The 23,463-nt window shown below is 63.1% G+C and carries 27 protein-coding genes and 1 pseudogene; 19 read left to right on the top strand and 9 right to left on the bottom strand.

From position 1 onward, the window contains the following. Positions 1 to 843 precede the first annotated feature (843 nt). The 4 genes from GFY24_RS39205 (at position 844) to GFY24_RS39190 (ending at position 3,135) form a co-directional block, all read left to right on the top strand. Positions 844 to 981, top strand: coding sequence for a hypothetical protein (locus GFY24_RS39205; protein ID WP_153810189.1), 138 nt, complete (start codon positions 844 to 846; stop codon positions 979 to 981). A 272-nt stretch (positions 982 to 1,253) separates the two neighbouring features. Continuing rightward, positions 1,254 to 1,466: a hypothetical protein gene (locus tag GFY24_RS39200; protein WP_153810188.1), complete on the top strand. Its 213-nt coding sequence runs from the start codon at positions 1,254 to 1,256 to the stop codon at positions 1,464 to 1,466. A 787-nt stretch (positions 1,467 to 2,253) separates the two neighbouring features. Further along, the gene (locus tag GFY24_RS39195; RefSeq protein WP_153810187.1) at positions 2,254 to 2,508 is read left to right on the top strand and encodes a hypothetical protein; all 255 of its coding nucleotides are present in this window, start codon (positions 2,254 to 2,256) and stop codon (positions 2,506 to 2,508) included. A 6-nt stretch (positions 2,509 to 2,514) separates the two neighbouring features. After that, a complete protein-coding gene (locus GFY24_RS39190; RefSeq protein WP_153810186.1) occupies positions 2,515 to 3,135 on the top strand; it encodes a hypothetical protein in 621 nt (206 codons plus the stop codon). A gap of 10 nt (positions 3,136 to 3,145) precedes the next feature. Here the strand turns inward: GFY24_RS39190 and GFY24_RS39185 are convergent, their stop codons facing one another. The 4 genes from GFY24_RS39185 to GFY24_RS39170 form a co-directional block, all read right to left on the bottom strand. After that, on the bottom strand, positions 3,146 to 3,511 hold the full coding sequence (locus GFY24_RS39185; RefSeq protein WP_153810185.1) for a hypothetical protein: 366 nt from the start codon (positions 3,509 to 3,511) through the stop codon (positions 3,146 to 3,148). Continuing rightward, positions 3,508 to 3,666: a hypothetical protein gene (locus tag GFY24_RS39180; RefSeq protein WP_153810184.1), complete on the bottom strand. Its 159-nt coding sequence runs from the start codon at positions 3,664 to 3,666 to the stop codon at positions 3,508 to 3,510. The genes GFY24_RS39185 and GFY24_RS39180 overlap by 4 nt, the downstream gene beginning before the upstream one ends. 162 nt (positions 3,667 to 3,828) lie before the next feature. Beyond that, on the bottom strand, positions 3,829 to 4,257 hold the full coding sequence (locus tag GFY24_RS39175; protein ID WP_153810183.1) for a hypothetical protein: 429 nt from the start codon (positions 4,255 to 4,257) through the stop codon (positions 3,829 to 3,831). A gap of 225 nt (positions 4,258 to 4,482) precedes the next feature. After that, complete coding sequence (locus GFY24_RS39170) at positions 4,483 to 4,839, bottom strand: hypothetical protein (protein WP_153810182.1); 357 nt, start codon at positions 4,837 to 4,839, stop codon at positions 4,483 to 4,485. Positions 4,840 to 5,068: 229 nt separating this feature from the next. Between GFY24_RS39170 and GFY24_RS39165 the strand changes: the two genes are divergently transcribed. Further along, positions 5,069 to 5,476 (top strand): hypothetical protein, encoded by a 408-nt coding sequence (locus tag GFY24_RS39165; RefSeq protein WP_153810181.1) that lies wholly within the window; start codon positions 5,069 to 5,071, stop codon positions 5,474 to 5,476. 630 nt (positions 5,477 to 6,106) lie between these two features. Here the strand turns inward: GFY24_RS39165 and GFY24_RS39160 are convergent. After that, complete coding sequence (locus tag GFY24_RS39160; RefSeq protein ID WP_153810180.1) at positions 6,107 to 6,640, bottom strand: AAA family ATPase; 534 nt, start codon at positions 6,638 to 6,640, stop codon at positions 6,107 to 6,109. A gap of 466 nt (positions 6,641 to 7,106) precedes the next feature. Between GFY24_RS39160 and GFY24_RS39155 the strand changes: the two genes are divergently transcribed. Together GFY24_RS39155 and GFY24_RS39150 are read left to right on the top strand one after the other, a co-directional pair. Further along, positions 7,107 to 7,631, top strand: a complete 525-nt coding sequence (locus GFY24_RS39155) for a hypothetical protein (RefSeq protein ID WP_153810179.1) — start codon at positions 7,107 to 7,109, stop codon at positions 7,629 to 7,631. Between the two features lie 282 nt (positions 7,632 to 7,913). After that, positions 7,914 to 8,093 carry a hypothetical protein gene (locus tag GFY24_RS39150; protein ID WP_228567102.1) on the top strand — a complete coding sequence of 60 codons (180 nt, stop codon included), beginning with the start codon at positions 7,914 to 7,916 and terminating at the stop codon, positions 8,091 to 8,093. A gap of 401 nt (positions 8,094 to 8,494) precedes the next feature. Here the strand turns inward: GFY24_RS39150 and GFY24_RS39145 are convergent, their stop codons facing one another. After that, positions 8,495 to 9,391 (bottom strand): LysR family transcriptional regulator, encoded by an 897-nt coding sequence (locus tag GFY24_RS39145; protein WP_309231883.1) that lies wholly within the window; start codon positions 9,389 to 9,391, stop codon positions 8,495 to 8,497. 144 nt (positions 9,392 to 9,535) lie between these two features. Here GFY24_RS39145 and GFY24_RS39140 point away from each other — a divergent pair, with 144 nt between their 5' ends. From GFY24_RS39140 to GFY24_RS39130, 3 genes are all read left to right on the top strand, one after another. Continuing rightward, entirely contained in the window at positions 9,536 to 10,273 is a 738-nt protein-coding gene (locus tag GFY24_RS39140) for an alpha/beta fold hydrolase (protein WP_153810178.1), read from the top strand. Positions 10,274 to 10,495: 222 nt separating this feature from the next. Further along, positions 10,496 to 11,191 carry a hypothetical protein gene (locus tag GFY24_RS39135; protein ID WP_153810177.1) on the top strand — a complete coding sequence of 232 codons (696 nt, stop codon included), beginning with the start codon at positions 10,496 to 10,498 and terminating at the stop codon, positions 11,189 to 11,191. A 237-nt stretch (positions 11,192 to 11,428) separates the two neighbouring features. Further along, a complete protein-coding gene (locus GFY24_RS39130; protein WP_153810176.1) occupies positions 11,429 to 12,208 on the top strand; it encodes a bifunctional 2-polyprenyl-6-hydroxyphenol methylase/3-demethylubiquinol 3-O-methyltransferase UbiG in 780 nt (259 codons plus the stop codon). A 13-nt stretch (positions 12,209 to 12,221) separates the two neighbouring features. Here GFY24_RS39130 and GFY24_RS39125 read toward each other — a convergent pair whose 3' ends face one another. Next, positions 12,222 to 12,626, bottom strand: a complete 405-nt coding sequence (locus tag GFY24_RS39125; RefSeq protein WP_153810175.1) for a hypothetical protein — start codon at positions 12,624 to 12,626, stop codon at positions 12,222 to 12,224. Between the two features lie 496 nt (positions 12,627 to 13,122). On the opposite strand from GFY24_RS39125, the gene GFY24_RS39120 reads away from it, so the two are divergent. The 5 genes from GFY24_RS39120 to GFY24_RS39100 all read left to right on the top strand — a co-directional run bounded on the left by GFY24_RS39120 (position 13,123) and on the right by GFY24_RS39100 (position 16,759). Continuing rightward, a complete protein-coding gene (locus tag GFY24_RS39120; RefSeq protein WP_153810174.1) occupies positions 13,123 to 13,524 on the top strand; it encodes a hypothetical protein in 402 nt (133 codons plus the stop codon). A gap of 101 nt (positions 13,525 to 13,625) precedes the next feature. Next, positions 13,626 to 13,925: a hypothetical protein gene (locus GFY24_RS39115; protein ID WP_153810173.1), complete on the top strand. Its 300-nt coding sequence runs from the start codon at positions 13,626 to 13,628 to the stop codon at positions 13,923 to 13,925. After that, a complete protein-coding gene (locus tag GFY24_RS43535; protein WP_153810172.1) occupies positions 13,922 to 15,688 on the top strand; it encodes an alpha/beta hydrolase in 1,767 nt (588 codons plus the stop codon). The genes GFY24_RS39115 and GFY24_RS43535 overlap by 4 nt, the downstream gene beginning before the upstream one ends. Further along, positions 15,685 to 16,266, top strand: coding sequence for a hypothetical protein (locus GFY24_RS39105; protein WP_153810171.1), 582 nt, complete (start codon positions 15,685 to 15,687; stop codon positions 16,264 to 16,266). The genes GFY24_RS43535 and GFY24_RS39105 overlap by 4 nt, the downstream gene beginning before the upstream one ends. A 109-nt stretch (positions 16,267 to 16,375) precedes the next feature. Then, positions 16,376 to 16,759 carry a hypothetical protein gene (locus GFY24_RS39100; RefSeq protein WP_153810170.1) on the top strand — a complete coding sequence of 128 codons (384 nt, stop codon included), beginning with the start codon at positions 16,376 to 16,378 and terminating at the stop codon, positions 16,757 to 16,759. A 326-nt stretch (positions 16,760 to 17,085) separates the two neighbouring features. Here the strand turns inward: GFY24_RS39100 and GFY24_RS39095 are convergent, their stop codons facing one another. Further along, entirely contained in the window at positions 17,086 to 17,280 is a 195-nt protein-coding gene (locus GFY24_RS39095; protein ID WP_153810169.1) for a PqqD family protein, read from the bottom strand. 278 nt (positions 17,281 to 17,558) lie between these two features. Here GFY24_RS39095 and GFY24_RS39090 point away from each other — a divergent pair, with 278 nt between their 5' ends. From GFY24_RS39090 to GFY24_RS39075, 3 genes are all read left to right on the top strand, one after another. Further along, complete coding sequence (locus GFY24_RS39090; RefSeq protein ID WP_153810168.1) at positions 17,559 to 17,843, top strand: hypothetical protein; 285 nt, start codon at positions 17,559 to 17,561, stop codon at positions 17,841 to 17,843. A 52-nt stretch (positions 17,844 to 17,895) separates the two neighbouring features. Beyond that, on the top strand, positions 17,896 to 18,597 hold the full coding sequence (locus tag GFY24_RS39085) for a hypothetical protein (protein ID WP_153810167.1): 702 nt from the start codon (positions 17,896 to 17,898) through the stop codon (positions 18,595 to 18,597). A 484-nt stretch (positions 18,598 to 19,081) separates the two neighbouring features. Further along, on the top strand, positions 19,082 to 19,876 hold the full coding sequence (locus GFY24_RS39075; RefSeq protein ID WP_153810166.1) for an SMI1/KNR4 family protein: 795 nt from the start codon (positions 19,082 to 19,084) through the stop codon (positions 19,874 to 19,876). A 2,288-nt stretch (positions 19,877 to 22,164) separates the two neighbouring features. Here GFY24_RS39075 and GFY24_RS39070 read toward each other — a convergent pair. Next, entirely contained in the window at positions 22,165 to 22,578 is a 414-nt protein-coding gene (locus GFY24_RS39070; RefSeq protein ID WP_153810165.1) for a hypothetical protein, read from the bottom strand. Between the two features lie 318 nt (positions 22,579 to 22,896). On the opposite strand from GFY24_RS39070, the pseudogene GFY24_RS42715 reads away from it, so the two are divergent. After that, positions 22,897 to 23,439: pseudogene (locus GFY24_RS42715) on the top strand (recombinase family protein); the annotation flags it as partial. Positions 23,440 to 23,463: the final 24 nt, after the last annotated feature.

The following is a 23,463-nucleotide window of genomic DNA, read 5'->3' as shown; positions in this document are numbered from 1 at the left end:
GACCCGGCCGCGGTAGTGCTCGGCCACCAGGGATACCCACTTGGCCGGATCCTTCTTGTGCGAGACCTCCATCTCGAAGACCTTCACCAGCTCTTCGACAATGTGCTCTCACCTACACCTCGGAGTGGATCGACCACGGCGTCGGCCCCGCGCGCGCGGGGATGGTCCCACCATCGTCTACACGTCCAACGGAAGCTACACGTCGGCCCCGCGCGCGCGGGGATGGTCCTGCCATGGCGACGCTCGGCTATCACGCGCTCACGTCGGCCCCGCGCGCGCGGGGATGGTCCCGATTCGATCCACAAATGGCACGGGTCGCACAGGTCGGCCCCGCGCGCGGGGATGGTCCTGAGTACCCCTCAGTCCTTCATCTCAACTTCACGTCGGCCCCGCGCGCGGGGATGGTCCCCGAGTCGGATGTGGCCGCCGTGTATGCCGTCTGTCGGCCCCGCGCGCGCGGGGATGGTCCCTATCCGCTAGCCGTGTTGATGCAGCTAGCGATGTCGGCCCCGCGCGTGCGGGGATGGTCCTCGCCCGCAACCCCAGGTGACCGGGGTGCGGCGGTCGGCCCCGCGCATTGAGAACCCCAAAGAGCGCGACCGAGTACGCGCCTTAGCGACGATGCAGGCCATCGGCCCGGCGCGGCCGCGATCGATCCGCCCAGGACGCGGCACTCCGGAGGTATGACATCCACAAACGCGTAATCCAGGACAAACGCATAGGGCTGCTCGCCATCTCAGGGATTGTTCGGCCACGGTCCCGCTCGGAACACGGCTACTGGACTGTGCGGCACCAGTGGTAAGGGTGCGACCGGTCGGTGTGGACCGGCAATATCATGACGCCGTGAGTGATAACCCGAAGTGTGGAATCTGCCGAGAGAACGACGCGGGCGAGGGCAAGATGATGTGCCCCGGCTGCCGCCAGGAGATCGAGACCAGGAACCGGACTCCCTATGCCGGGCTGCCGGTCAAACAACCGTAGCGGCCCCGACCGGTTGCGGTCGGAGCCGTAGGGCCCCAGCGCAACTCGTGCGGGGTCCCGCTGTACCGGATCGACCTTGCCGAACGCTTACGCCCCGGCAGCGTCGGCGAACGCCTAGTCCGCCGAAACCCGCGCCGTCGCCGAGCTTCTGCGCGCCGAGCAACTGCACCGGTAGGTACCTACGGATTTCCGGCCACAACCGCAGTCCGGTGTGATGTCGTTGTCGCACAGCGATATCGAACCCGCAGTACCACCGACGGAGGACGTACCGGATGCGTAAGAAGATCACCATCGAGTTCGCCAGCGAACTCGATGCCAAGGTCTACGCCGATGTGATCAGCGCGGTGTGGATGCAGGTAAAGGCGATCAGTGAAGGCCATGACATTGACTTCGAGGTCGGGCACGACGGCGGAGACATGCTGAGCCGCGAACTCAACACACACTGGGACAAATTCGCGAATCAGACCCGGTGGGGAAACCCCTAACCCGCTCGTCAGCACAGCGCCGCCCCGGCCGAAGCCCCGTAATACCGGTATCGGCCGGGGAAGCTGTGTCGTGCGTCGAGTCCTGTTGCAGGCCAGAACCCGGGCCGCCGAAAGCGAAACCGATCACCGAAACGGCCAGTCGCAGCTGGATACTGTTCGGGCACAGCGATATCGGACGACCGCTAGCAACGCTGAGGCAGCCTTCACTACGCTTCTCTCATGGCCGATGCCGAGGACCGCCCATCGATACCGGAACCCATGCAAGGTTTGCGGAGCCGGCTTGTCGGCGAGGCTCTCGAGGTGCGAGTCCCGTGCTGCGCTGGCACGGTGCGTGTGCCCGCTCGCCTCGGGCAACTAGCACTCGGTGGCGGCCCGGTAATTGTCTGCGCGGTCGGATGTCCCTGCGGCAATGCCCATCTGGCCACCGTCGAGTCCGATGGAATCCACCTTCGGCTCACAGCTGAGCCGCGGAGTCTCGGTCGGATCGTTGCAACGATGCCATGGCCCACCGCAGCCCCAGGACCGGCTGACGCGAACTTCTACGAGGCCAAAACAATCCCATCGGCCAGCGCGCTGATCGCTCACTTGGTCTCGCTAGGCATCCAACCAGGACCGCCACCCCGGGGATAGAAACCGTCGAGAACCCACATTGCCTTGCCAGGAACCGGTCTCGGCTGTCGGAGACCAGCGGTAGCGTGCGTGAGTGGCCGCGCGTGCGCGCGGTGTGGTCGGGCGAGGGTGAGATGCGATGACTCGGACGAAGAACGTGCTCTCTTTCGGATCTTTCGTGGCAATTTTCGCGTGTGGGCCGCTGACGGTGTGGGGCGACCATGTGGGGTGGTCTGGTCTGTGGCTGTTCGCGATCGTCGGCGTGCTCGGTGGGAGCGCTGTGGGCATCCTGAGCTATCTCCTTCACCATGAGACGGCGACCCGACTCGCGCGGCGCGATGAGAACGGTGATCCGGTCGCGCTCACAGACGCAGAGTCGGCCTGGTTCGAGATCTTCGGTCTCTTGCCCGCCGCCGCGCCCTCGAAGCGGTAACTACTCATGACCAGGGTGACCGTCTACAGCTTCCCCAGTTCCGACGACTACACCCAGGACACCGTTCTGGGTGGCTGGTTCGACACCAGCACCGCCGAGAGCTGGTCCGACCGCGACCGCGACCACGACGGCAACGGCTCCCACGGCCCCGGGCGCGGGGAAGCCGTGTGGCGCACCGCGGACGGGCGGTGGGCGCTCGAGAAATGGACCGACGAGCCGAATGAGGAAGGCACCTTTCGGTTCATCAGCGAGGGCTTGGCGCGAACCTGGTTGCTCACCTTCGAGTTCGGCGCTGCGGTGGCGAAGTACTTCGGCGAAGTCGACGAGGAACACGGTCTCCGCCGCCCTGATCGGGCCAAGGTCGATGGTGAGGCTTTCGCTGACACCGTTTTGCTCAGCGGCGGCACGATCACCCTGGGGTATGACCCCGGTGAGTCCGGAGCCTGCGACGAGGACGGCATTGTCATCCACGACCCGGTTCCCGGCGGTTTCTACGCCATCGCCCGCGACGCCGCTGGCAGCGAGATCGGTTCCGGTGGAGGGATGTCCGCCGCCGAGGCACTGGGGCGACTGCGCCACATAGCCCCGTTTACCGGAGACCCGTCCGGCGACGAACCGCCGTTCTGAACCTCTGGGACTACTCGGGCTCTGGGCAGCGGTACTGCACTTCGGCCGCGAACACTTCGCGCATCTTCTTGCGGGTGATGCTGCCTTCGCAGCTAACCAGCCACCGTTTCGGGATGGTCCGATTCTTCGTGACATCCACCGTCATCCCCGGTCGCGGGTCGCCCGCTTCCATCAACACGGTCAGATCGGTTGCTGGTGCGGTGGCCAGCTGCAACACCGCGATATGCGGCAGCGCCGCATTGTCGCGGGAGTTCGACACCACCAGCACCAGATCCGGACCCAGCGACGACGGGGCATTGCGCCCAGCGATCGAGGCCGTGAACGCCCACACCTCACCCTGCCGCGGGCGGGCGGCATCCGGATGCGGGTAGGTCACCGGGCGGCGTCAGCGTCGAGCTCAGCGAACGCGGCCGCATCCTCAGCGGCCAGTGCCTCATAGGCTTCGTCGCTGTCCAGCCCGTTTTCGTGGTACCAGGCGGCCAGCACGGCAGCGCTGCTACCGGCTGCGCTCGTCGACGTGCTCGCGGTCATGGATTCGATGGTAACCCAGGCAACCGCCTGGCCACCCCACTCCTTTCCAGGCTGAGCGCCCGGTCCCGGTTGCTGCCCGATCCAGACAGGAAGCGACCGAATCGGCCCGGCCTACAACCAGCACCCAAAGCGGGAGGTTTACACGGCCTCTTGGCGAAAGGCTCAGTTACACAGTGTTTCCCGCGCTCGATGAGCATCGACGTACCACCACAGTGCGCCGGCGAGCATCAACCCGCACGAAAGCACCGCAACGACGGCGCCGTACCGGAAATCGGCCTGGACGAAATGATGACCCCGGTTGGCTTCGGTGAATTCGCGACCATCGGACCAGATCAAGGTGAAAGCGACCGCGTAGGCGAACACGCACCCGACGCACTCGAGGCATGCCAGCACCAGCACCGCCCCGAGCTTCGCGGGAGTCTGGACTCTCTCCAGCAGTAACACCGTTGCCGCCAGCAGCAGAATCGATCCCGCGATCAACCACCCGACACCGGGGGTGCCCAACTGCGATGACGAGTCCATCAACGAATAGTCAGGTTGGTATTCCGGATAGTGCACCAGCGGCATATAGATCCCGAAAAGTGTTCCCACGCTGCCTAATCCCAATACGACCCGACCGGCGCGGCGCCCTACCTCCTCGCTGCCGGGACGTGCGGGCAGAGATGGCACGAGCGCGGACTCATCAGCTGTTGACACAGTGACCGAGTCTGCCAGGTGGTATCGGCGGCGTGGTGGACATCGTGCGCATCCTGCATCAGCGAATGGACGTTGACCGCCACCTCTGAACCGCACACGATCCCCATCACACTCGTCAGCTCACTCGGTGAGGGTGACCACCCACGATCCGTTACAGCCCAGCGACCTGTTTCGGTCGGGCTGGTAGCTCCACGCCTTATGCACTGGCACATCCGATTCCACGGTGACGGTGAACGAGCCACTTGGCGTGGTCAGCGGCTTCCCGCGTAATTGGATCAGGACCGCCTGCCACGGGAACGCTTTCCATTTCACGTCCGCGACGTTGACCGGTTCGATATAGATGCTGTCGAAGTAGTCCGCGGCCCGGTTGTTGATCACCAGGCACGCACCTGATGTGTCCGCGTGCGCGGTGCCGGCACCGGCGGCGACCGCGCCGCACGCGAATGCCGTAATTGCCACAGCGGCAATGGATCTCATGATGTCCCTCCCGGAATCAGCGCACACGATAGCGGACCGCTTTCGCATGTGCTGCTCGAACCGAGAACCAGACCAAGCACCCCGCGCATCCGAACAAATCACGCGTGGCGACGAACCAGAAGTCGCGAACCTCCACGAGCAGAACGAATCCTCATTCGCGGCCCACGAGAGCTCCGACGGAACCGCAAAACCACAGCGACTGAACCGGTTTCGCCGATACCCTCGACCCGTGCGAAGCCCTGATCACCCGATCGGCCCCGACAATGCCGTATGCGCCGACATCGACGACGCGCACATCCTCACCGGAACCATCGACGGCGAACCGGTGCTGATACTGCTCACCCGGTTCCGCGTCGCCCAGATCGCACAGGACGGCGCACTCGTCTCCGGCGACGTCCTGGAATCGGCAGTACGAGCCCACGGCGCTGCACCCATGACCGATATCGACTTCGACCGCGCACCCGTCGCCGCCGGATGGCGCGCGGTGATCGACGCTCGCAGGAATCGAGTACTGCTCATCGCCCCCGATGAGCAGTATCTCCATATCGGCGACCTCGCATGCGAACCCGCCTGGTATCAGTACATCGCCGAACGCCAGCGCGAGGGCCGCGGCCTCATCGGGGTCCCGGACTGGTGAAGTCGCCTATTCAAGTGTCGCCGGAAGTGCTCCGGTTTCCTGCTGCGGAGGTTGCCTGGCCGGTGCGAGGGGACGCAGTCGGCCCAGGTGAGCGCCAAAGCGAAGTCACGTTTGCGGACTCGCATCTGGTGCGAGAATCTCTCATCAGATGCGACCAGCGAAGTAACCGCTGGTAGATGGGCATAGCCCGCCTACCGGAGCATCTATCGACATCTCGACCTCGGGGGTCACACTATCGACGAATTCGATTGCCCCAGAACGGAATCACCATCGCCGGGCAGGCGAGATGAAGCACCGCCGCCGAGGTCGCATCCGATGCAATTGGCGTCACTTGTAGTTTTCGCAGAAAAAACAACGAAGTTCGTCTGACCTGCGCATTCGGTGCTTGCCTTCGGAGCAACCCTGCTCCGGTCCCATAGCCTAACATGTTGCCAGCCAACGGATTACGGCATATGCGCCCGATTTTCGGCGAAAACTACTTCTGATTGTCCTGTGCCAGATGACGTGACGCAGTGACGGAGTCGTGAGCTGGGGTGCGTCAGGTTTCTGGCAGATCGCGCCCGACGTGTTCTGCCAGATTGTTGGCGCAGGCGGGGTTCGTTGCGAGCGCCGGGCTGGCTGTGATGGCGGTCAGTTGACGGCTATGCCTGTGTCCGTGGCGATCAGGGCTGCGACTTGATGCGGCTGCAGACCCGTGGTGTCGATGATGTGGGCTTCCTTGCGGTGCCATGGGCGGGCAGCGTCGTAGTCGTCCAGATGGTCCAGGCGCCAGCCCCGTGCGTCTGCGCTTGCTTTGCTGGCGTCGGTTTCGATGCGGTGGACGAGTTCGTCACGTTCGGCGTGGAGAACGAAGTGATGCAGTGGGACGCGGGCCTTTTCGAGTCCGGCGCGGATCTCTTGCCAGTATTGGTGGACAAGAACCGATTGGGGGACGACGAGGACGCCGCCGACGTAGTCGAGGATCTGTGTTGCTGCGGCCACTACCAGTCCTCGCCAAGGCTGCCAGTCCTGAAAGTCCCGGACCGTTTCGGAGGCGAGGACGTGGCGGAGCATGAGCCCGACTTCCTCGGTGTCGAAGACCCGAGATTTTGGCAACAGCGCGGTCAATTCCCTTGCTGTCGTGGTCTTTCCGGCTCCGAAGGTTCCGTTCAGCCAGATGATCATGTTTTCGAGCGTATCGGGTCCGTTCGAGACCTGCCCGGATTCGCCGGACGGCAGTCGCAACGATCGATCCGCGTCAGGTTGGTGGCAGAGGCCACGCGCTTGCGCCAGAACGATGGCAATACGTCAGATCAACTGGCACAGGACACTGATCGCTATTTCATCTGGTGAAGAACTCCGTGGCTACGCTGGTCAATCCTGACAGCGGTTATCGGTGAACTTTGGCGTCAGTCGACCGGGCTGGGATCCGTTGGTATCGGCGAAAACTGACGTCATCGACGGGCGCGTCCGGACGCTTTGGGCGTGTCCGGCAAACGCACTCTTCTGCCGAATGCCGTGTACTATCCGGCCTGGCTGTCTGCCTCAGGCGAGTAGCCGCCTGCCGCGGCGGGCGTCGTGAAACACTCAAGCATTTCCTCGGCCAAGTTCTGCTGCTGCACATGACCTCTCGACCGCCTATGGTGATCTTGTGGGTGAGGTGGACGAGTCGAAGTTGATAGTGTTGGAAGATCGACTGCGGGCCGCCTTGGGCAGCACTCCCTTCCAGGTGCGCTTTGTCGACGATGGTTTGGAGGTCGAGCGCCCTTTCAGCCATCGGCAGACACGCACACCGTTTCGATATCACCTACGGTTGGATGAAAACAACAGCCGCGCGTGGGTGTCGCCGGTGTATCGGCGAGACGACGGGCCGGGCGATCTGCCATCGGAGAGCGACCGGGACCCACGCGACAGGACCGGCGATCTGATCAGAGCCGAGTTGGCCGCGCTAGATTGGCGGTTGGAAGCCGGTCCCGGAGGCTGGATCGGTGCGACGGAAAAGATATTCAAGGTACTGCCCGTGCTGGGCGCCATCGTGCTTCTGGCTCTGGTGATCCCGGCCGCAGCCGAGGGTGGCAAGGCCTTTGTTGCGGGAGCACTGCCTTTCCTGGTGGGTCTGCTGCTGGTCGGTGGCGTGATGCTCGCCATTCAGCGCGGAATTAACAACCGGCAGTAGTGACCGCCCCACCGCTGCGCGATCGGTCGCCAGCGAACACATCGTTCTGGCACCCGTACCGCGCTGGCAGATTCGGCCAGCATCTCAATCATCGACCGTTCGATAACCTCTCGACCTCGTTTGAACACACTATTTTGCCGCGTGGCGCGCTGACCGAGTCGGCCAGCGCAGCTCGGCGGAAGATCAACCAGCCGTTGCCGATCCGAGGCCGCCAGTATCCGCACATGCCGATGACACGACGCTGGGACGTGCCGCTCTGCCAGCGAAAACTATGATCTTGGGATGTCCCTCGACGCTCGATACCACGACGCCGACATCGCCCTCCGTCCCCAGGAACGTCAGCGACTGGAAGCCACGTTCACCGATCACACGACCGTGATCGTCGAAGGCGCCGGCACCTACGTGGAATCCGACGCACCCGAAGAGTTCATCGCCGCGATCCGCGACTGGACAAAGGCCTAACGCCAACATTCCTGCCGCACAGCCACTTTGGCCGCTGTCACGCGCCCGGTGGCAGGCATAAGCAGAAAGGATGCCCGGCCGGGTCGAACAGAACTCGGCACTTGCTCAGCCCAAAAGGCCGTCAACTCGGTCGGATCGTTGCAGTCGACGGTGATCGACCCCAGGTGCGGTACAGCCACCCGCAAAAACTAGAACTCGTTGCCGTTGATGTGCGTCGATCTTGACGAAGAAGCCTCGATAGCCTCGGTGCCGACCAGATGTGCTGTGTCGAAGTGCATCTCGGCCGTCCATCACGGCCCGCGACCTCCAGTAGGCCATCGTCGAGGTCGGCTGGTCATCGAAGCCGATTTCGCCCTGAGCAGCGGCAGTCGCTAGCGTCCTGTGCCTTTGAGGCGCAGACACTAGAGGCGTGTCGCGGTGCGGACGAGGTCGGCGACGGCTTTGGATCTGCTGTGTGGCGGCCAGGCGATGACGGTCGTGACAGCCGGTGCGTCCGGCACCGGCACTGTCGCGTGATCCTCGCGCAGGTGGGCTCGGAGGGACTCGGGCACGACCGCGCAGGCCCGTCCGAGCGCGATCAGCTGGAACAGCTGGGTGTGGTCGCGCACCTGCGGGCCAGGTCCGTCCGGATAGCCACCGTCCCGTCGGGGCCAGCGCGGCAAGGGCAGGTCCGTCAGGGCGTTGACCTCGGCTATCGACATATGGGGTCGTGTGGCTGAGGGGTGCCCCGCGGGTAGGACCACGACCTGCGGTTCGGTGTGCAGGTCCTCGGTGTCCAGTCCGGCCGTCGTGTCGAAGGGCCGCTGGAGCAGAGTAACGTCGGCGCGCCCGTCGCGTAGCAACTTTTCCTGCTCGCCGGGCCCGCACAGCATCACCTCGACGGCGACCGCGCCGGGCTCGGCGGCGTAGGCGTCCAGCAGCTTCGACAACAGTTCGCCGGCCGCTCCGGCTTTCGTGGCCAGCACCACACCGGGCCGCTCGGCAGCTGCGCGGCGGGTGCGGCGCTCGGCGGCTTCGACCGCGTCGAGTGCGGCCCGGGCCTCCCGCAGAAGCACCGACCCGGCGTCGGTCAAGACGACTTCGCGCGCAGTACGGTGCAGCAGAACCACTCCGAGCCGCCGTTCGAGCTGCTGGATCGCCCGTGAGAGCGGTGGTTGCGCCATGGCGAGCCGCTGCGCCGCCCGCCCGAAGTGCAACTCCTCCGCGACGGCGACGAAATAGCGCAGCTCCCGTGTCTCCACCGCGTCATCGTATCCGGCGCTGACCACGACCGATACCCGCGCGGTATCGCCGCGCACCCACTCGGTCTTGGACGCCCCACCCGAGTCCGCCCCAAGATCGATGGCGTGAGCAACATCGCTTCACGCGACGGCGACGGCGTCTCCTCAACGATCCCGTTCACATCAGCAGCGAAATAGCTATTCGTACCAAGGAGCCCAATCATGTCCGAAACCGTCCAGCCGACCGAGTCGGGCGCGCCCGTGGTCGTCCTGGTGCATGGAGCCTTTGCCGACGCCTCCGGGTTCACGGGGGTGATCCGCGAGCTGACGGCTGCCGGGCACCGCGTCGTCGCGGCGCCGAACCCCTTGCGGGGTCTGGCCGGTGATGCGGCGGCGGTCCGCGCGGTCGCCGGTGACATCCACGGCCCCGTCCTGCTGGTGGGGCACTCGTACGGCGGTGCCGTGATCACGCAGGCCTCCGCCGACCTCGACAACGTGGCGGGTCTGGTCTACCTCGCCGCGTTCGGTCTCGACGAGGGCGAAAGCTGCGCCGACGTCATTGACCCCTTCCCGCCCTCGATGCTGGCCGAGACCATACGGCTGACCTCCTACGAGGCGCACGGTGCCGCGGGCGGCCCGGACATGTACCTCGACGCGGACGGCTTCCACGAGTCGATGTGTGCCGACCTTCCCGCCGAGCTGGCCCTGGCCATGAGCCTCGCCCAAAGGCCGATCGCGGCAGCGGCATTTGCTGAGCAGGCCACGGGGGCCGGTTGGAAGTCCATCCCGTCCTGGTACCAGATCGCGCGGCATGACAACGCCCTCTCCCCTCAGGCACAGCGCTTCATGGCCGAGCGGATGGGCGCGAGCACCGAGGAGGTCGACGGCTCCCATGCGGCCTTCATTGCCCAGCCGCGCCGCACGGCGGACCTCATCAAGGTGGCGCTGAGCAAACTCTGAACCGGTCGCGCAGGGCAGAAAGAGCCCGGTGCAGGACACTGGGGGCATCTGGTGTTGAGGCTTGGTGGCGATACCACGAACGCACTACATTGCCGCTGATCGCGCTGAGCGGAACGGCCAGCGCGGGACGCGACGAAAGATCAGCCGACAGCGGCGATCTGAGGTTGGCGGAACGTCGCCCACCGCCGATGTTCAGCTGGTCTGGTCAGGTGACGTGGGTCGGTGGGTGCGCGAGCCGAGAGCGTCGCTGGGGGATATCCGCTGGTGCTGAATCTGGATCGAGTACATGATGCGGGCATGGGCGTTGATATCTACCCGGCCATCGCGCAGTGGGATTGCCTGACCGAAACCCTGAATAGGGCTGGGATGGACGGGATCTTGGATCTGTTCTACGCGATCCCGCCGGACTACGAGCGAGACGAACCGTATTACAAAGATGCCCGGTTCCGTTGGCCGCCTTCGGAACTGACACCGTGGTACGGCGAATGCGCTTTTCGTGGAGGCGCTACCAGATCGTTGAAAACCCACTGGGGTCTGTGGAAATTGTGGGACGGCACTCGCGAACGCACCGAGACGCCCGCTGATCTGGTCGATCCGTTCGACCGGTTCCTCGGTCCCCTGCTGGGGGACAGCGATGATGGCACGAACGGCCCGAATAGGTCGTGTGGTTTGCCGCTGGAGAAATTCAACGATCGGCTGACGGCGTTCTCCCCGGCCGGGGTCACCGCCTTGGCGCAGGCGTGGCGCGAATGCGCTGGCCGAGTCGAGGATCTACGACCCGCGATCACCGCGGAGCTCAGTGAGTATGTTCCTTGGTTCAGGGACTTCACCGGATGGGCAGAGCTACTGCAAGATTGGGGTGCAATCGTCGAAGAGGCCGAAAGGCGAAGTTGGGGACTGTTCTACCTGGCGGACTGAGCTGACCCTCTCGTCAACCGTATTGAGCGGATCTTTGCATCGTTTCACCGGCCAACGCCCGCTACTGCCGCTGATCGCGCTGAGCGGAACGGCCAGCGCGGGACGCCCAAAGATCAACCGGCTGTGCCGATCTGACGCCGGCCGAACGCACTGAACTGCCGAGTTGCGTGCGGTGGCCCGAAGCGGCAACAGGCATATTCTGTTGCCGCCCTGTACCAACACGGCTCAGGATTCGATATGACTTCTGATCTCGCACAGCAGTATTCCAACGCCTCGGAAGACGATCGCCTGTCCAGATCCCCCCACGGACGTCTGGAGTTCCTTCGCACGCAAGAACTGATCCGGCGCGTCCTCACGGCGCCGATGAGAGTGCTGGATGTCGGGGGCGGCACCGGAGTCCATGCCGAATGGTTGGCGAACGACGGTCACACCGTGCACCTCATCGACCCGGTACCCGAACACGTCGAGATGGCTGCGACGCTGCCCGGGGTGACCGCGGAACTCGGCGATGCCCGGCAGCTGCCCGCTCCCGCCAGCGGCGTCGACGCCGTCCTGCTGCTCGGACCGATGTACCACCTCACCGAATCCGAAGAGCGCACAACAGCATTGAATGAGGCAGTGCGCGTACTTCGCCCTGGAGGCATCCTGATCGTGGCCGCGATAAGTCGCTACCTGTCGGCCCTGGAGACCGGCACCAACGGCCGCCTCGACGACATGCTGACAGATGCGGTGCGCGTTGTGATCGCCACGGGCGACTACGACGGCCACGTCGGTTTCGTTCGCACTCACTGGCATACCGCAGACGAACTCCGTACAGAGATCGAGGCAGCCGGTCTCCTGGATGTCGAGATCTACGGCATCGAAGGTCCGGCCTGGCCCACACTCGATCACGCCGGACAACACAACTTTCCATCTCTCGTGACAGCGGCATTGCACTGTGCACGAATGCTCGAGCAGGACCCACTGCTGATCAATGCCAGCGCACACCTATTGGCAATCGCCCGAACCGAGCACTGACTCGGATCTGACATCAACGCACGCTACTGCCGCATACCGCGCGGCCCAAACTGCCTGTCGATGCCGGACGGGTGCGCGCGATCTTCGTCCCGGATATGGGCGACACATCGACGATCCGCCAGTCCGAAACGCCCGAACTGTCGTTCATGATGTCGTGGCCGTCCGGCGCTAACGCCGAGACCTTGTCGAAGCAGGAGAATGCGCCGAAGATTAGTTGCATCGCGACCTTGCCCTCGGCCCCACCGGGCACTGGCCGCGGCCACTCCTGTTGCGCGCACAGTTGATCAGTGGTTGCGCGAATAAGACGGCGGAAAGAGACATCACGGTGCGGCGCATAGAGTTCCCCTGCGGTTGATGATGGCAGTTCAACGAGAGCGCACTGGCCCTGTTGTAGGTCGTGGCGCTCTCGACGGTTCACGCTGCCAGCGGACTGGCTCCTCGCCCGACCACAAGCGGCGTGTCGGGCTTGAAAAGGGTACGGCTCCAACGTATCTCAGGGTGGCGGAACGGCCATCTCCGATAAGGAACACCGGTCTGAGTGCTCCAAATGGTCCAGGCCGATGGAAGCGGGTCCGAAGAACCGCCACGGTTCTGAGACTGACGGCCGGCGACAGGATCTGAGACAACTCAAAATTCACAGGTCGCGGCATCGTGAGATGCCACGAATTTTGCGACCCTACAGCTGAGCTGTAGGGCTCGGAAAAGCGGCGGAACCTCGGACCTTGGCGGATCTGGATGGCAGATCCACTATCTTGCTTGAGATTTCGCTGGTCAAAGCGATTCGCGTGGCCCAGGACGATGGAGAAGGTCCGCTGAACCGCCACGGTTCTGAGATTGTCGGCGGGCCCAAGTCCTACGACGACTGGGTAGTTCTACGGATTTGCCTGGAGCCGTGAGGCGGAAGGCTGGCCTGCATGACGACGACAAGCGCCCCGGTTTCAAGCGCGCACACCCACCGTCGGCGAATCCCCAAGTGGGACAAGGTTGTTACCGGCGTATGTCTCGCTCTGGTCGTCATGGTCGCGATCTGGCTGATGTCGCTCACCGCGATCCTCGCGATGGGAGCCGATCCGTGTGAGCCTGAAAGCCCCTGCATGGAACTGGTCGGCCATGGCATGCAGGTCTCTCTGCTGGGGACGGTCGCGGTCCTGGTGATCGGACTGGGCTGCGTGATCATTGCCGCGATCACCCGCCGCACCTGGATGTTCATCTGGGCTCTGGCAACCCTACTGCTGCTGCCGGTCCCTCTTGCCGTCGGCAGCGATATCGTCAAACACGCCTCGGAGCTCAGCACAGTTACACCTTCGCACCCCTGAACCCGAAAGACTGGCCCCTCTCGACGACGGAAGGCCGACGCTCAGCCTGCATGTTACGGTTTTGCCGGAGTTTTGTGCCGCGAACTAATCAGGGGGTTCCTGTGGCTGACATTCTCGATGTCGACCTAACTACGTTGCATGGGCTGGCGACCGAGCTGGGCGGGCAGGCGGACGAAATTGGCAAGCTCAAGCTCGCCAAAGCGGTGAATATGCCGGGATCACCTGTCGAGGCGGTATCAACGCAGGTTGGTGATGCGGTGCTGAAGGCGTATGGGTTGATCGGTGGCCAGGTTCGTACCCTGGCTGACCGCGCCAAGTCGGCTGCCGGGTCTTATGAGGACATGGATAAGTCCAACAAGGACCAGTTGGACAAGTACGGGCGCGGTGAGGGTGTGAAGTGACCACGATTAGCCATGTTCGGGGCTGTGATCCGCATTCGATGATCGATTTCGCGGCGGACATTGTGGCGCAGAATGAAAAGTTCGTTACTCAGGTCGATGCGATGAACAGCTCGGTCGACAAGGCCATGGACAAGTGGAAGGGTGATGGCGCGACAGCGGCGTCGGAGCGGGCGGTGGCGCACAAGCTGCACGGCAACCATCTCGCGACCTCGATCGTGGATATCGCCGACCACTACAACACTTACGGCGCTCAACTCGCTGACACCAAGACCGCGTTGCTGAAGATTCTCGATCAAGAGATCCCGAAGGGGATGAGCTACGACGATGACGGGAACGTGACGGCTCCGAAGATGCCGTCGGATGGATCGAACGCTGTAGCTAATGCGTTGGCCCAGCAGGTTCTCGATGGTCAGGCGTCTGGATACCAGACGCGGATCAAGGCGTTGTTGTTCCAGTTCGGCTTGTCGGAAGTTTCGGCGAACACTGCGATCACCACCGATCTGCAGCTGCTGGGTGGCTACGAGACGACCCCGGACGGCGCCCCGCCCTCATCGAAGGTGCAGGACATCCTGGACGGCAACAAGCAGTTGCCGAGTGATCCCAAAGAGCTGCGCGACTTCTGGGATTCGCTGACCCCGGCGGAGAAGGACGCGCTCTACGAACACGATCAGTACATCGGCAACCACGACGGTCTGCCCACGGCCGATCGAGATCGCTATAACCGCGAAAAACTCGACGACGAGATCACCCATGCGCAGGCCGCCCAGGACACAGTCGATCAGTTGACCGCACAACACCCGGATTGGGCGAAGGGAGAGAACCTTCCTCCCGAGAACGAGCCGGGTGCCATCTTCGCTGACCGCACCAAATACGACGCCTGGAAAACGCAATTGGACGATGCGAAGGACCGCGCGGCGTTCCTTCCCGACATGCGGAAGGTCGAGGGGGAGGCCAATAAACCGGGTCGGTATCTGATGGTGTGGGACAGCGTAACCGGCGACAGCATGGCCCACGCGGCGGTTTCCGCGGGCAACCCTGACACGGCCACCAACGTCTCGACCTACGTGCCCGGCACGGCAGTGACACCGGAGAAGATCGGCGGCTACATGGACAGAGCCGATCTGATGCGCGAAAGCGCGAAAGCGGCAGGTGCACGTGATCCTGCGGTGATCACCTGGATCGGTTACGACACGCCTCCGACAGCGGTGGACCTGGGAGCGCATCTCGATCCGACAAATTGGAACATCGACGATGCGTCGAACCGAAAGTACGCCGACGCCGGAGCACCGGCACTCAACAAGTTCCAGGAGGGATTGCGTGCCTCGCACGACGGGAATCCGTCGTACAACACCGTGGTCGGGCACAGCTACGGCACCGCGGTCGTCGGTGATGCCGCAGCTCACGGAAACACCCTGAACGCCGACGCGGTGGCGTTGGTAGCCAGTCCCGGCACGACGGTGGATCATGCGTCGGATCTGCATCTGACGGGGGTCCCGCAGGATCAGGTTCCGAACAAGGTGTATGTCTCCACGGCTGCCCACGACGTCATCTACGAGGCCCAGCTGGCGGAGCCGTTCGGCACCGATCCACAAGATTCGAGCTTCGGGGCGACCCATTTCGCATCCGATCCCGGTAAGGACGGCCCTTTCGGCATATCCACGGAAGCGCACGGTCAGTATTGGGACATCGTCGATGGGAAGCCATGCAAATCATTGGTCAATCTAGGCGACATCATCGCCGGAGTGGAGCCGACAGCGAAATGATGAAGCGATTCCTGCGGAAGGGGCTCGCCGCTTCGGCAATCATTGCGATAGCAGTGATGTCAGCCGGCTGCAGTCATAAGACAGAGGACGCGAACAAGAACGAGGAGAAGCCTGTGAGCCAAACACTCACCGAGGAAGCGGCGCAGCAGCAGATCGTCAGCTATCTCCAAAAGACCGCCGATGAAACCGGGGTGGGATTCTCACTCACCCCAGACCAAGGCAACAACGGTTCCCCCTTTGGGACAGCGCTACGGGCACCGTGTTCCGACGGAGACAAGGAGCACGGTCCGCATCAGGTGCAGATGCGTTATTGGGTGGTCGGGATTCCTGCTGGCCAGCTGACGCGTTACAGGACCGTGCTGCAGGACACGTGGACGAGTTGGGGTTGGAAGTTGGATCCGGAAGCCACCCCGAAGCTGACAGGTGTAGGCACCCCCGATCACTACTCGTTCATCTTGCAAGACGCAGGCAAGGGCGACGGCTGGTTGAGCGTCACGGCCGCCTCGCCGTGCTTTCCTTTCGAGGGACTCGGCTCGACGACCCCGCAGCCATCTGAGATCCACCGTCGCACGTCATAGACAGCATCACCTCGGTCCAGATGCGCAGTTCTGTTCCGCCACGAGTGAATCGCCGAAACGACATCGGCATTCAGTCGACTCGTCACGAATCCGATCGACAGGTTGGTGAATGTCCGTGAAACACAATGATTCCGATGAACTGAGCACGAAAGTTCAACGAGCTCAGTATGCCGTCGAGCAGATCCAGGGGGTTGGTGTCGTCAACGGCATCCGCGTAGTCGTAGATGCCGGGGATCGCCTGCTGTCGGTGACTGTGGATGAGGAAGCCTCCATCATGGCCGCGTATCGGGCGGCGGTGGAAGACAAGCGCCCCAAAGTCGATGACGCACTGAGGGAGTTGCGAGCCGATTCGAACTTCGAAGCGATATCGACGTACACGAACGCAAACTCGGCCCGCTTGGAAGCCGAGCGTCTGGAACGACAGCGCAAGCTCGACGAAGAGTTCGACGACGACTACTACGAGCGCGGCTCGATCAAGGCCCCTGATTGGTAGCCATCAAGGGCAATCGCGTAGTTCGAATACCGTTGGCAATCTTCGGATTCGGTGCCAGCATCCCGTGCTGATGATAGCGATGAGCAGGTCGTGATTGTCGGTTCAGTTGAAACCTTTGAGCCGACGGTGTTCGGGTGGCCGCGACATCAATAGTCCAGGCTCAGAGATATGCGGACGGAATTGGCATTCCGCCGGTGGGCGGTCGTCGTTATGAGGTATTCCAGGATCGAAGCACAAAGGTCCAGGTGCGCGGCCGAACCGGGGCGATTAGAGGGTGCTGGTTGGATTACGTGCGGCGCATGGATGAGTTGTATTGATATGGCTGGCTATTCCAGGAGGGTGATCAGGCCGACGCGGCGTAGTTGTTCTACGAATTCGGCTACCTCTGAGATTGGATATCCGATGCTCTGTGACACCTGGTCCTTGATCTGGTCGGGGGTGCGAGTGCCGTCGCATAATTCCCACACCTGGTGGGCGACATCATCGACCACCGCGACGGTTCCTCCGTCATCCTTGGGCACTAGCTAGCCTCGATCTTTCTCGGGGTTGATGTGCCGGCTCGATCGAGTTCGGATTGATCTTTCGATCGTAGTTTCGCGGTCGTGGACAGGGCAGTCAGCCCGCGCAGCGGGCTGGCTGCCGGGTTTCCACGGGCCCGGGTGGCTGGTTTCCTCGGTTGTAGGGACTTCTGGATCGGTGGCTGTCAGGTAGGGCGGTGACTACGACAGCCGGATCCAATCCGTGTCGCGTGCGGCGTCGAACTATCGAGCGGTCCTGTAATCGGTTGAGGGGGAGTGGAGTGCAGATATTCATCAGTGGCCGGGTCGGCCGCTGCGGTGGCGAGGCCCATGTCGTCATCGGTGTACCGCGGCCGGTCGCCGGGTGTGCTCGCGGTGAGAAGGTCTGTCCCGTCGAAATCCGCCAAGCGGACAGTGTTTTGCGGCTGCATCCGCGGCCGGGGTCCACGCGGGTGGCGCTGGATAACGCGTTGTGTGAGGTGACCCGGCATCTGGGTATCGATCTGCCGGGGTTGCTTGCACAGGTCGTGATCGGGCCCGCGGTGGGCGAGCCCCAGGCCCGGTAACTGCGATCCGTCGCCGGTTGCGTGGGTCCGGCCTGCTGATCGCACCGGTTTGATGGTCGACGAACGCACCATAATGCCGATTGCCGAGCATTCGATGCGGTCGATCGAATCTGTCGTTGGCACGTATTACGGTGTGACAGTGGCTGATATCTGCCGCATCGAATTGGGGATCTGCGTGGTAATCGATCGGTTGTTGTGTGGGACAAGGACACCCATGACCCCATCGGTGGTCTGGTCTTCGATGGGGTGCGTGTCCAGGTTCGCTAGCGCGATTGCCGGACGTCGACCTCGACTGTGCCGTCCGTGGTCGAAGGTCACCCACCGCGAGTGTGGCTGCGAGCGACAAACCGAGAAGAACGACAGGATCGAAGCCATGAACTTCGCTAACACCTTCGACGGGATCGATCCGCTGGGCAAGCCTGTTCTCTCCACCGAGCGGACGACCGTGCCGGATCCGCAAGAGCGACAGAGGATTCAACAGTTTCTCGATGGCGGGGGGATGGTGATGATGACAGGTAGAAAATCTCTCGATCTCATCGATCCGAACCGGGGCAGAGCTGTTCCAATGCATTTTCGAACCGATGGAACATGGATATGGCCCAAAGCGATCGGCTACTACCTTCTTGAGTACGGTGTGCCAGTGCAAACGAGCTTTCTACAGCACATCCGACAGTGTGGTTATGTAGCAACGGTTCCCGATATGCCGGAGATCAAGAAGGCTATAGAACTACTGAACCAGGCCGGTCGTTCCTAACCGGAACGGTGCTCGGTTCACCTCCGAACGTACGGAAATGCCGCGACCCGGGCGTTCGGAACCGGGCCGCGCGGGCGCGTCCGGCGAGTGCACGCACATGCCGAATATCGTGAATCCCTCCATCACGGCACCGTGCCCGACAGCACAGTGGTCGCATGAGTCGTACAGAACCCGAACGCCCAGCGTGTGCGGCATGTCAGGCGCCGATGACACCGATCGTGTACGGCCTGCTGTCGTACCCCGCAATGCTGGAAGTCGAACGTGGCGAGATCATTCGGGGCGGTTGCATTGTCGACCCTGATTCACCGAGTTGGGGGTGCAGGGCATGCGATGACAATGATTCCGACGGACTTCCGAGTTTCATGCGTGGACAGCGCTGACGGTCCGGCCAGGCCAAGCCGTGGGACAGGTGAGACCGACTGCGGCGCACAGCATCCGCTTCTGCCGAATTCAGGATGTCCGTCCTCGGCGGCATACTGGCTGAGTGTCCGACGATGACGACCAGGTTTTCGAGGCTGTATCCGCCCTGTTCGAGGCCGGTGAATACGTCGACTATCGAGTCGATGAGCCCCGCATCCTCACCCATCTTGGCGAGATAACAGCAGAACCTCGCCTCGGGCACAACCAGTTCGACTACTACCGCGGCACCCCGCAATACCGCGTGGCCCTAGCGGGCGGGTACCTGCGCCCGCTCCCAACACCGACACCGGCTCCTCTGACCGCCGTTCTCGAATGCGAATCGGTGATCGGTGCACGATTGCCGAACCTGTTGCGGCGATGCTATCTCGAACTCGGCAATGGTGGATTCGGTCCCAACAGGGGGATTCTCGGTCTGCGAGGCAGTCGTACCACTCACGGGTACCCAGGCGGCGGCACTGTCGCTGAGGAATGGGTGTCACGGTGTCACGGTTGGCCGGAATCCTTGCAGCCGCAGTTCACCTCGCTTGTTCCGATCTGCGAGTGGGGTTGCAACGTAGTCTCATTCATCGACGTCAGTGACGGCGAGTACCGAATGTGGGGCTTCGAACCCAACATCATCGATCACAACGAGGCCGACGGCGAACCATATATCGAGGACCTTGAGACGGCACTGTATCGCGAGGAGTTCGGCTTCACCGAATGGCTCCGCCGCTGGACCCAGGGAATCCTCGACCAGCCACACCTCGTTCTGGACGAGGAAACCAACCGCTGGCGAGGCCCCACCAGCACCCGCGGTCGCGGGTCCCGCCATGAAAAGGGTGAGATCTGGGCGGTCGCCCTGACTGACCCGCCGTTCTGACCAGTCACACAAAGACATTGGCTTCAGCACGCCGAATCCTTCACGTGGAGTCGAACGTCCGCTACTGCCGCTGATCGCTCGGTCGGGACGCCGCGGCTCCGGCCGGCGAACGCACTGATCTACCGATGAGCGCGAGTGTGTTGTTGCGCATGACGCGACCGGCTCGAGCCTGGCGCTATCGGGCGCGCCAGGAACCATCCGGGTATTGAACCCATTCCCTGTCGTGAGGGCGGACAACAAGTGGGCTCAGCATCTGGTTCAGCGCGTCATCGGACAGCGTGCCGCCGTCTCCGAGTCCTACCCAGTTATAGGCGTTCTTGGCAGTAGTGGCGCATCTGGCCGGAATCCGGCGCTTCGGTCCAAATGTGCTGTGGGACAGCATGATTCGAGTGGTCCAGAACATTCGCCCGGGATCCGGCGCTAAGCCTCTACCGCAGATAATTCCGGCATTATCTGCGGTAGCACGGTGCGCGACCTGGGGCTATGCGTTCCGCGCAGGCACTCGACTCGGTGAATTATCTGCGGCAGCGACCGCAACCGCCGGATCTCGCGCAGTTGCACCACTACCCCCGATACCGAGCCGATCCAACGCCTCGCCGGCCGCGGTCGCGCAGTCGTCAAGGGCGGCGCGTGCGCGCCGCCGCCACGCCACGCCGCACACCGGCGGGACTCCGCACGCTCCGTCCCGCCGGGAGCGTCGGCGCGTCGACGACGAGCACACACCGCCGGGAATCCCATTGCGGCACTTCACGCAACGGACAGGATCGGAAGAGCGAGGACAGCTCAGGCGCCTGGCTCGGTCGGCCGTCCTGACCTCCGATGAGAATCGGCCGGCGCATCCAGCCGCGGAGCCCGAAGGCAGCCGACTCGATCACCGGTGTCACCATCTCGGAGCCCGGAGCTCCTCACGATGGCAACTCCCCGCCTCCTCATAGGCCCAATTGTCTCGCTCCAGGAAGCAGGGAGAAGAACAGTCCCCGAGCGAACTGGATGCGCGCGGTATACGGTGCGGGCTTATTATCAAACGTGTCGGGGAATGTCAATGGACTCGACAATCGTCTGGCCGGGTCCCGTAGAGAACTCGCCGGAAGAAGGTAATAACGATGGCTAACAAGACGCGCCGAACTGCCACATGCCGGCCGCTCGCGAGGGCCGCCCTCGTTGGAGCCGCGATAGTTGTTCCTATGACGGCGGCGGTTCCTGCCATGGCTGTGCCGACGCCCGTGCCCGGTGTGGTGGAGGACGCTTACCCGTTGGGTGGCGGCGGCTGGGTCACTGATGACCGGGGTGGCGGTGGCTTGGTCGATGGTTCGGGCACTGATGACTGGGGTGGCGGTGGCTTGGTCGATGGTTGGGGTAGTGGTGACTGGGGTAGTGGAGGTTGGGGTAGTGGTGACTGGGGTAGTGGAGGTTGGGGTGGAGGTTGGGGTGGCGGCTTGTTCGGTAGTAGCTGACCGAACGTATTCGCGCGGGTTAGAGATTGGTCGGCTGGCGGCGAACCGGTTCGACCGCAGTGCTTTTCGGGCCTGAAGCCATTCGCTGTGAGACGCCGGGGCACGGGCTGCCATTCGCAGGCAATGAACGCGGACATTCTGTACCGCAACAGGTTCCGGCCGCCCCAGCCCCGCGGTAGCTACCGAGTCACCCAACACGCGCGCCGACATTTCGTGTGATGCAACCATCACACAATCAGCACTGCAGGGCGTTCGGGAGCAGTGTCGCGTTGACGACACCGGCCGACGACAACAGCGACGACAGTGCCGACTCGGTCAGCTCCACTCACCACACCGCGAGCCAACTGCTTTCGCGTGATCAGCGTGCACGCCTGGCCCTCGTAATGAAAGGGCCGACTTCGCCGGTCACTCACGGGCGGGCCGACGGTGCAGCAGCTTGAGGAACCGCCCGCGGCGATCCTCGTCCACTATCGCGCTCTCAGGAGCCGTCTCGGGGACCCAGGTGACATCAGGGTTGGGTGAGCGGAAGTCCGGCACGGGATCCAAGGGCACTGGTGGGGCAGGGAGCTGACGGTCGGCTCCGTCGGTGAGTTCCCCGACGGAGCGTTCGGCGATATGCGCGATGATCTCCTCGGGGTGTGAACCGAATACGCCAGAAAGGGGCCGCTTGAGCAGTCTGGGGTGACAAGGGTTGCAGCACAGTCAGTTTGGGTTAGCCGATGTCGAGCATTCCTGCTGAATGACCACAGTGAGCGCGGTGTCGAGTCCGGTGCGGTTCTCACAAGTAGTGCCGGAAAGCCCCTTGTGTCTGCATGTTCGGGGGCAGGTCGATCATTATGCTGAGTTCGGGCCCACGATTTGGCGGATGCGCTCAAGTTTCTGCTCAGCGGTTAAGCCGACCTCGTCGGACAACCGGATGCCGGTGAGGGTGGCCCGTACCCGGTCAGCCGGGGCGTTGTCGGTCAGGACCGCGTCGAGTACCCGAGCCAGCGGGCTTTCGTCCTTGCGGTAGATCCACACCTGCTGCCACTGGCGGGGCTCAGCGTTGATTTCCGGTTCAAGGATGTTGGTCGGGAACCAACCGAGCCGATAGCTCTCGAGATCTTTCTTGATTTCTTCGAGCACCCACTTGCCGAGTCGGCCGAACCCGAGTGCCTCACGCAGTTCCTGCAAGCTCGCCTGGGTGAGTCCGCCTTCCTCGGAGCAGCGCGAATCGATCAGCGCCAAGCCGACCTCAGTGTTGTTCATACTTTCTCCCCATGTCATGTTCCGCCGCAGGTGAACTCTGTTATTGGCCAGACGATAGCAGGTTTTATTTTACAGACAGCGAAATTAAACATGTGAATTTTCAGGTAACAAGATGCGGCGAGGTTCACGGACTCAAATCCTGCGGATGGGGTGCGTATTTGGGGTAAACCCGTACCCGACACTGCGCCGATTGCGGCGACCTGGGGCGCAACATGTCGGGATAGGGTCGATATCCGCATTTCCCTACACATGTCGGGTAGGATCCAGAGATATTCCGACACTCTGGCCGAGGGAGAGCGCGTGTCGACGCACAAGGGAATGCGCGTGGGCTATGTCCGCGTCAGCGCGGTGGATCAGAACACCGCCCGCCAGCTCGACGGCATCGCGGTGGACAAGACGTTCACGGACAAGATGTCCGGCAAGGACACCGACCGCGACCAGCTCACCGCCATGCTTGGGTACGTCCGCGAGGGCGACACCGTGGTGGTGCATTCCATGGACCGCCTGGCCCGCAACCTCGGCGACCTGCTCACCCTCGTGCAGGACCTCACCGCCCGCGGGGTACGGGTCGAATTCGTCAAGGAGGTGCTGACCTTCACCGGGGAGGACTCCCCGATCGCGCAGTTGATGCTCTCGATCATGGGCGCGGTCGCGCAGTTCGAACGCGCCATGATCGGCGAGCGCCAGCGCGAAGGCATCGCCAAGGCCAAGGCCCGCGGTGTCTACACCGGCCGCAAACCCGCCCTCTCCCAGGAGCAGGCCCGTGAACTGCGTGCCCGTGCGGCGGCGGGCGAGCGTAAGACCGCCCTCGCGCGGGCCTTCGGGATCTCTCGCGACACCGTCTACACCTACCTGCAGACCAGCGCCCCCGCACTGCCGGTCGAT

The sequence above is a fragment of the Nocardia sp. SYP-A9097 genome (assembly GCF_009649815.1).
GTDB lineage: Bacteria > Actinomycetota > Actinomycetes > Mycobacteriales > Mycobacteriaceae > Nocardia.
Note: the sequence above shows the minus strand (reverse complement) of the source record. Positions and strands in the feature narration are given on the sequence as shown.

Bases quoted from the DNA above. Each gene is read 5' to 3' on its own strand.
- GFY24_RS39200 (WP_153810188.1), top strand. From the start codon at position 1,254: ATGCGTAAGAAGATCACCATCGAGTTCGCCAGCGAACTCGATGCCAAG.
- GFY24_RS39190 (WP_153810186.1), top strand. From the start codon at position 2,515: ATGACCAGGGTGACCGTCTACAGCTTCCCCAGTTCCGACGACTACACC.
- GFY24_RS39180 (WP_153810184.1), bottom strand. From the start codon at position 3,666: ATGACCGCGAGCACGTCGACGAGCGCAGCCGGTAGCAGCGCTGCCGTG.
- GFY24_RS39170 (WP_153810182.1), bottom strand. From the start codon at position 4,839: ATGAGATCCATTGCCGCTGTGGCAATTACGGCATTCGCGTGCGGCGCG.
- GFY24_RS39160 (WP_153810180.1), bottom strand. From the start codon at position 6,640: ATGATCATCTGGCTGAACGGAACCTTCGGAGCCGGAAAGACCACGACA.
- GFY24_RS39150 (WP_228567102.1), top strand. From the start codon at position 7,914: ATGTCCCTCGACGCTCGATACCACGACGCCGACATCGCCCTCCGTCCC.
- GFY24_RS39140 (WP_153810178.1), top strand. From the start codon at position 9,536: ATGTCCGAAACCGTCCAGCCGACCGAGTCGGGCGCGCCCGTGGTCGTC.
- GFY24_RS39130 (WP_153810176.1), top strand. From the start codon at position 11,429: ATGACTTCTGATCTCGCACAGCAGTATTCCAACGCCTCGGAAGACGAT.
- GFY24_RS39120 (WP_153810174.1), top strand. From the start codon at position 13,123: ATGACGACGACAAGCGCCCCGGTTTCAAGCGCGCACACCCACCGTCGG.
- GFY24_RS39105 (WP_153810171.1), top strand. From the start codon at position 15,685: ATGATGAAGCGATTCCTGCGGAAGGGGCTCGCCGCTTCGGCAATCATT.
- GFY24_RS39100 (WP_153810170.1), top strand. From the start codon at position 16,376: ATGTCCGTGAAACACAATGATTCCGATGAACTGAGCACGAAAGTTCAA.
- GFY24_RS39085 (WP_153810167.1), top strand. From the start codon at position 17,896: ATGGTCGACGAACGCACCATAATGCCGATTGCCGAGCATTCGATGCGG.
- GFY24_RS39070 (WP_153810165.1), bottom strand. From the start codon at position 22,578: ATGAACAACACTGAGGTCGGCTTGGCGCTGATCGATTCGCGCTGCTCC.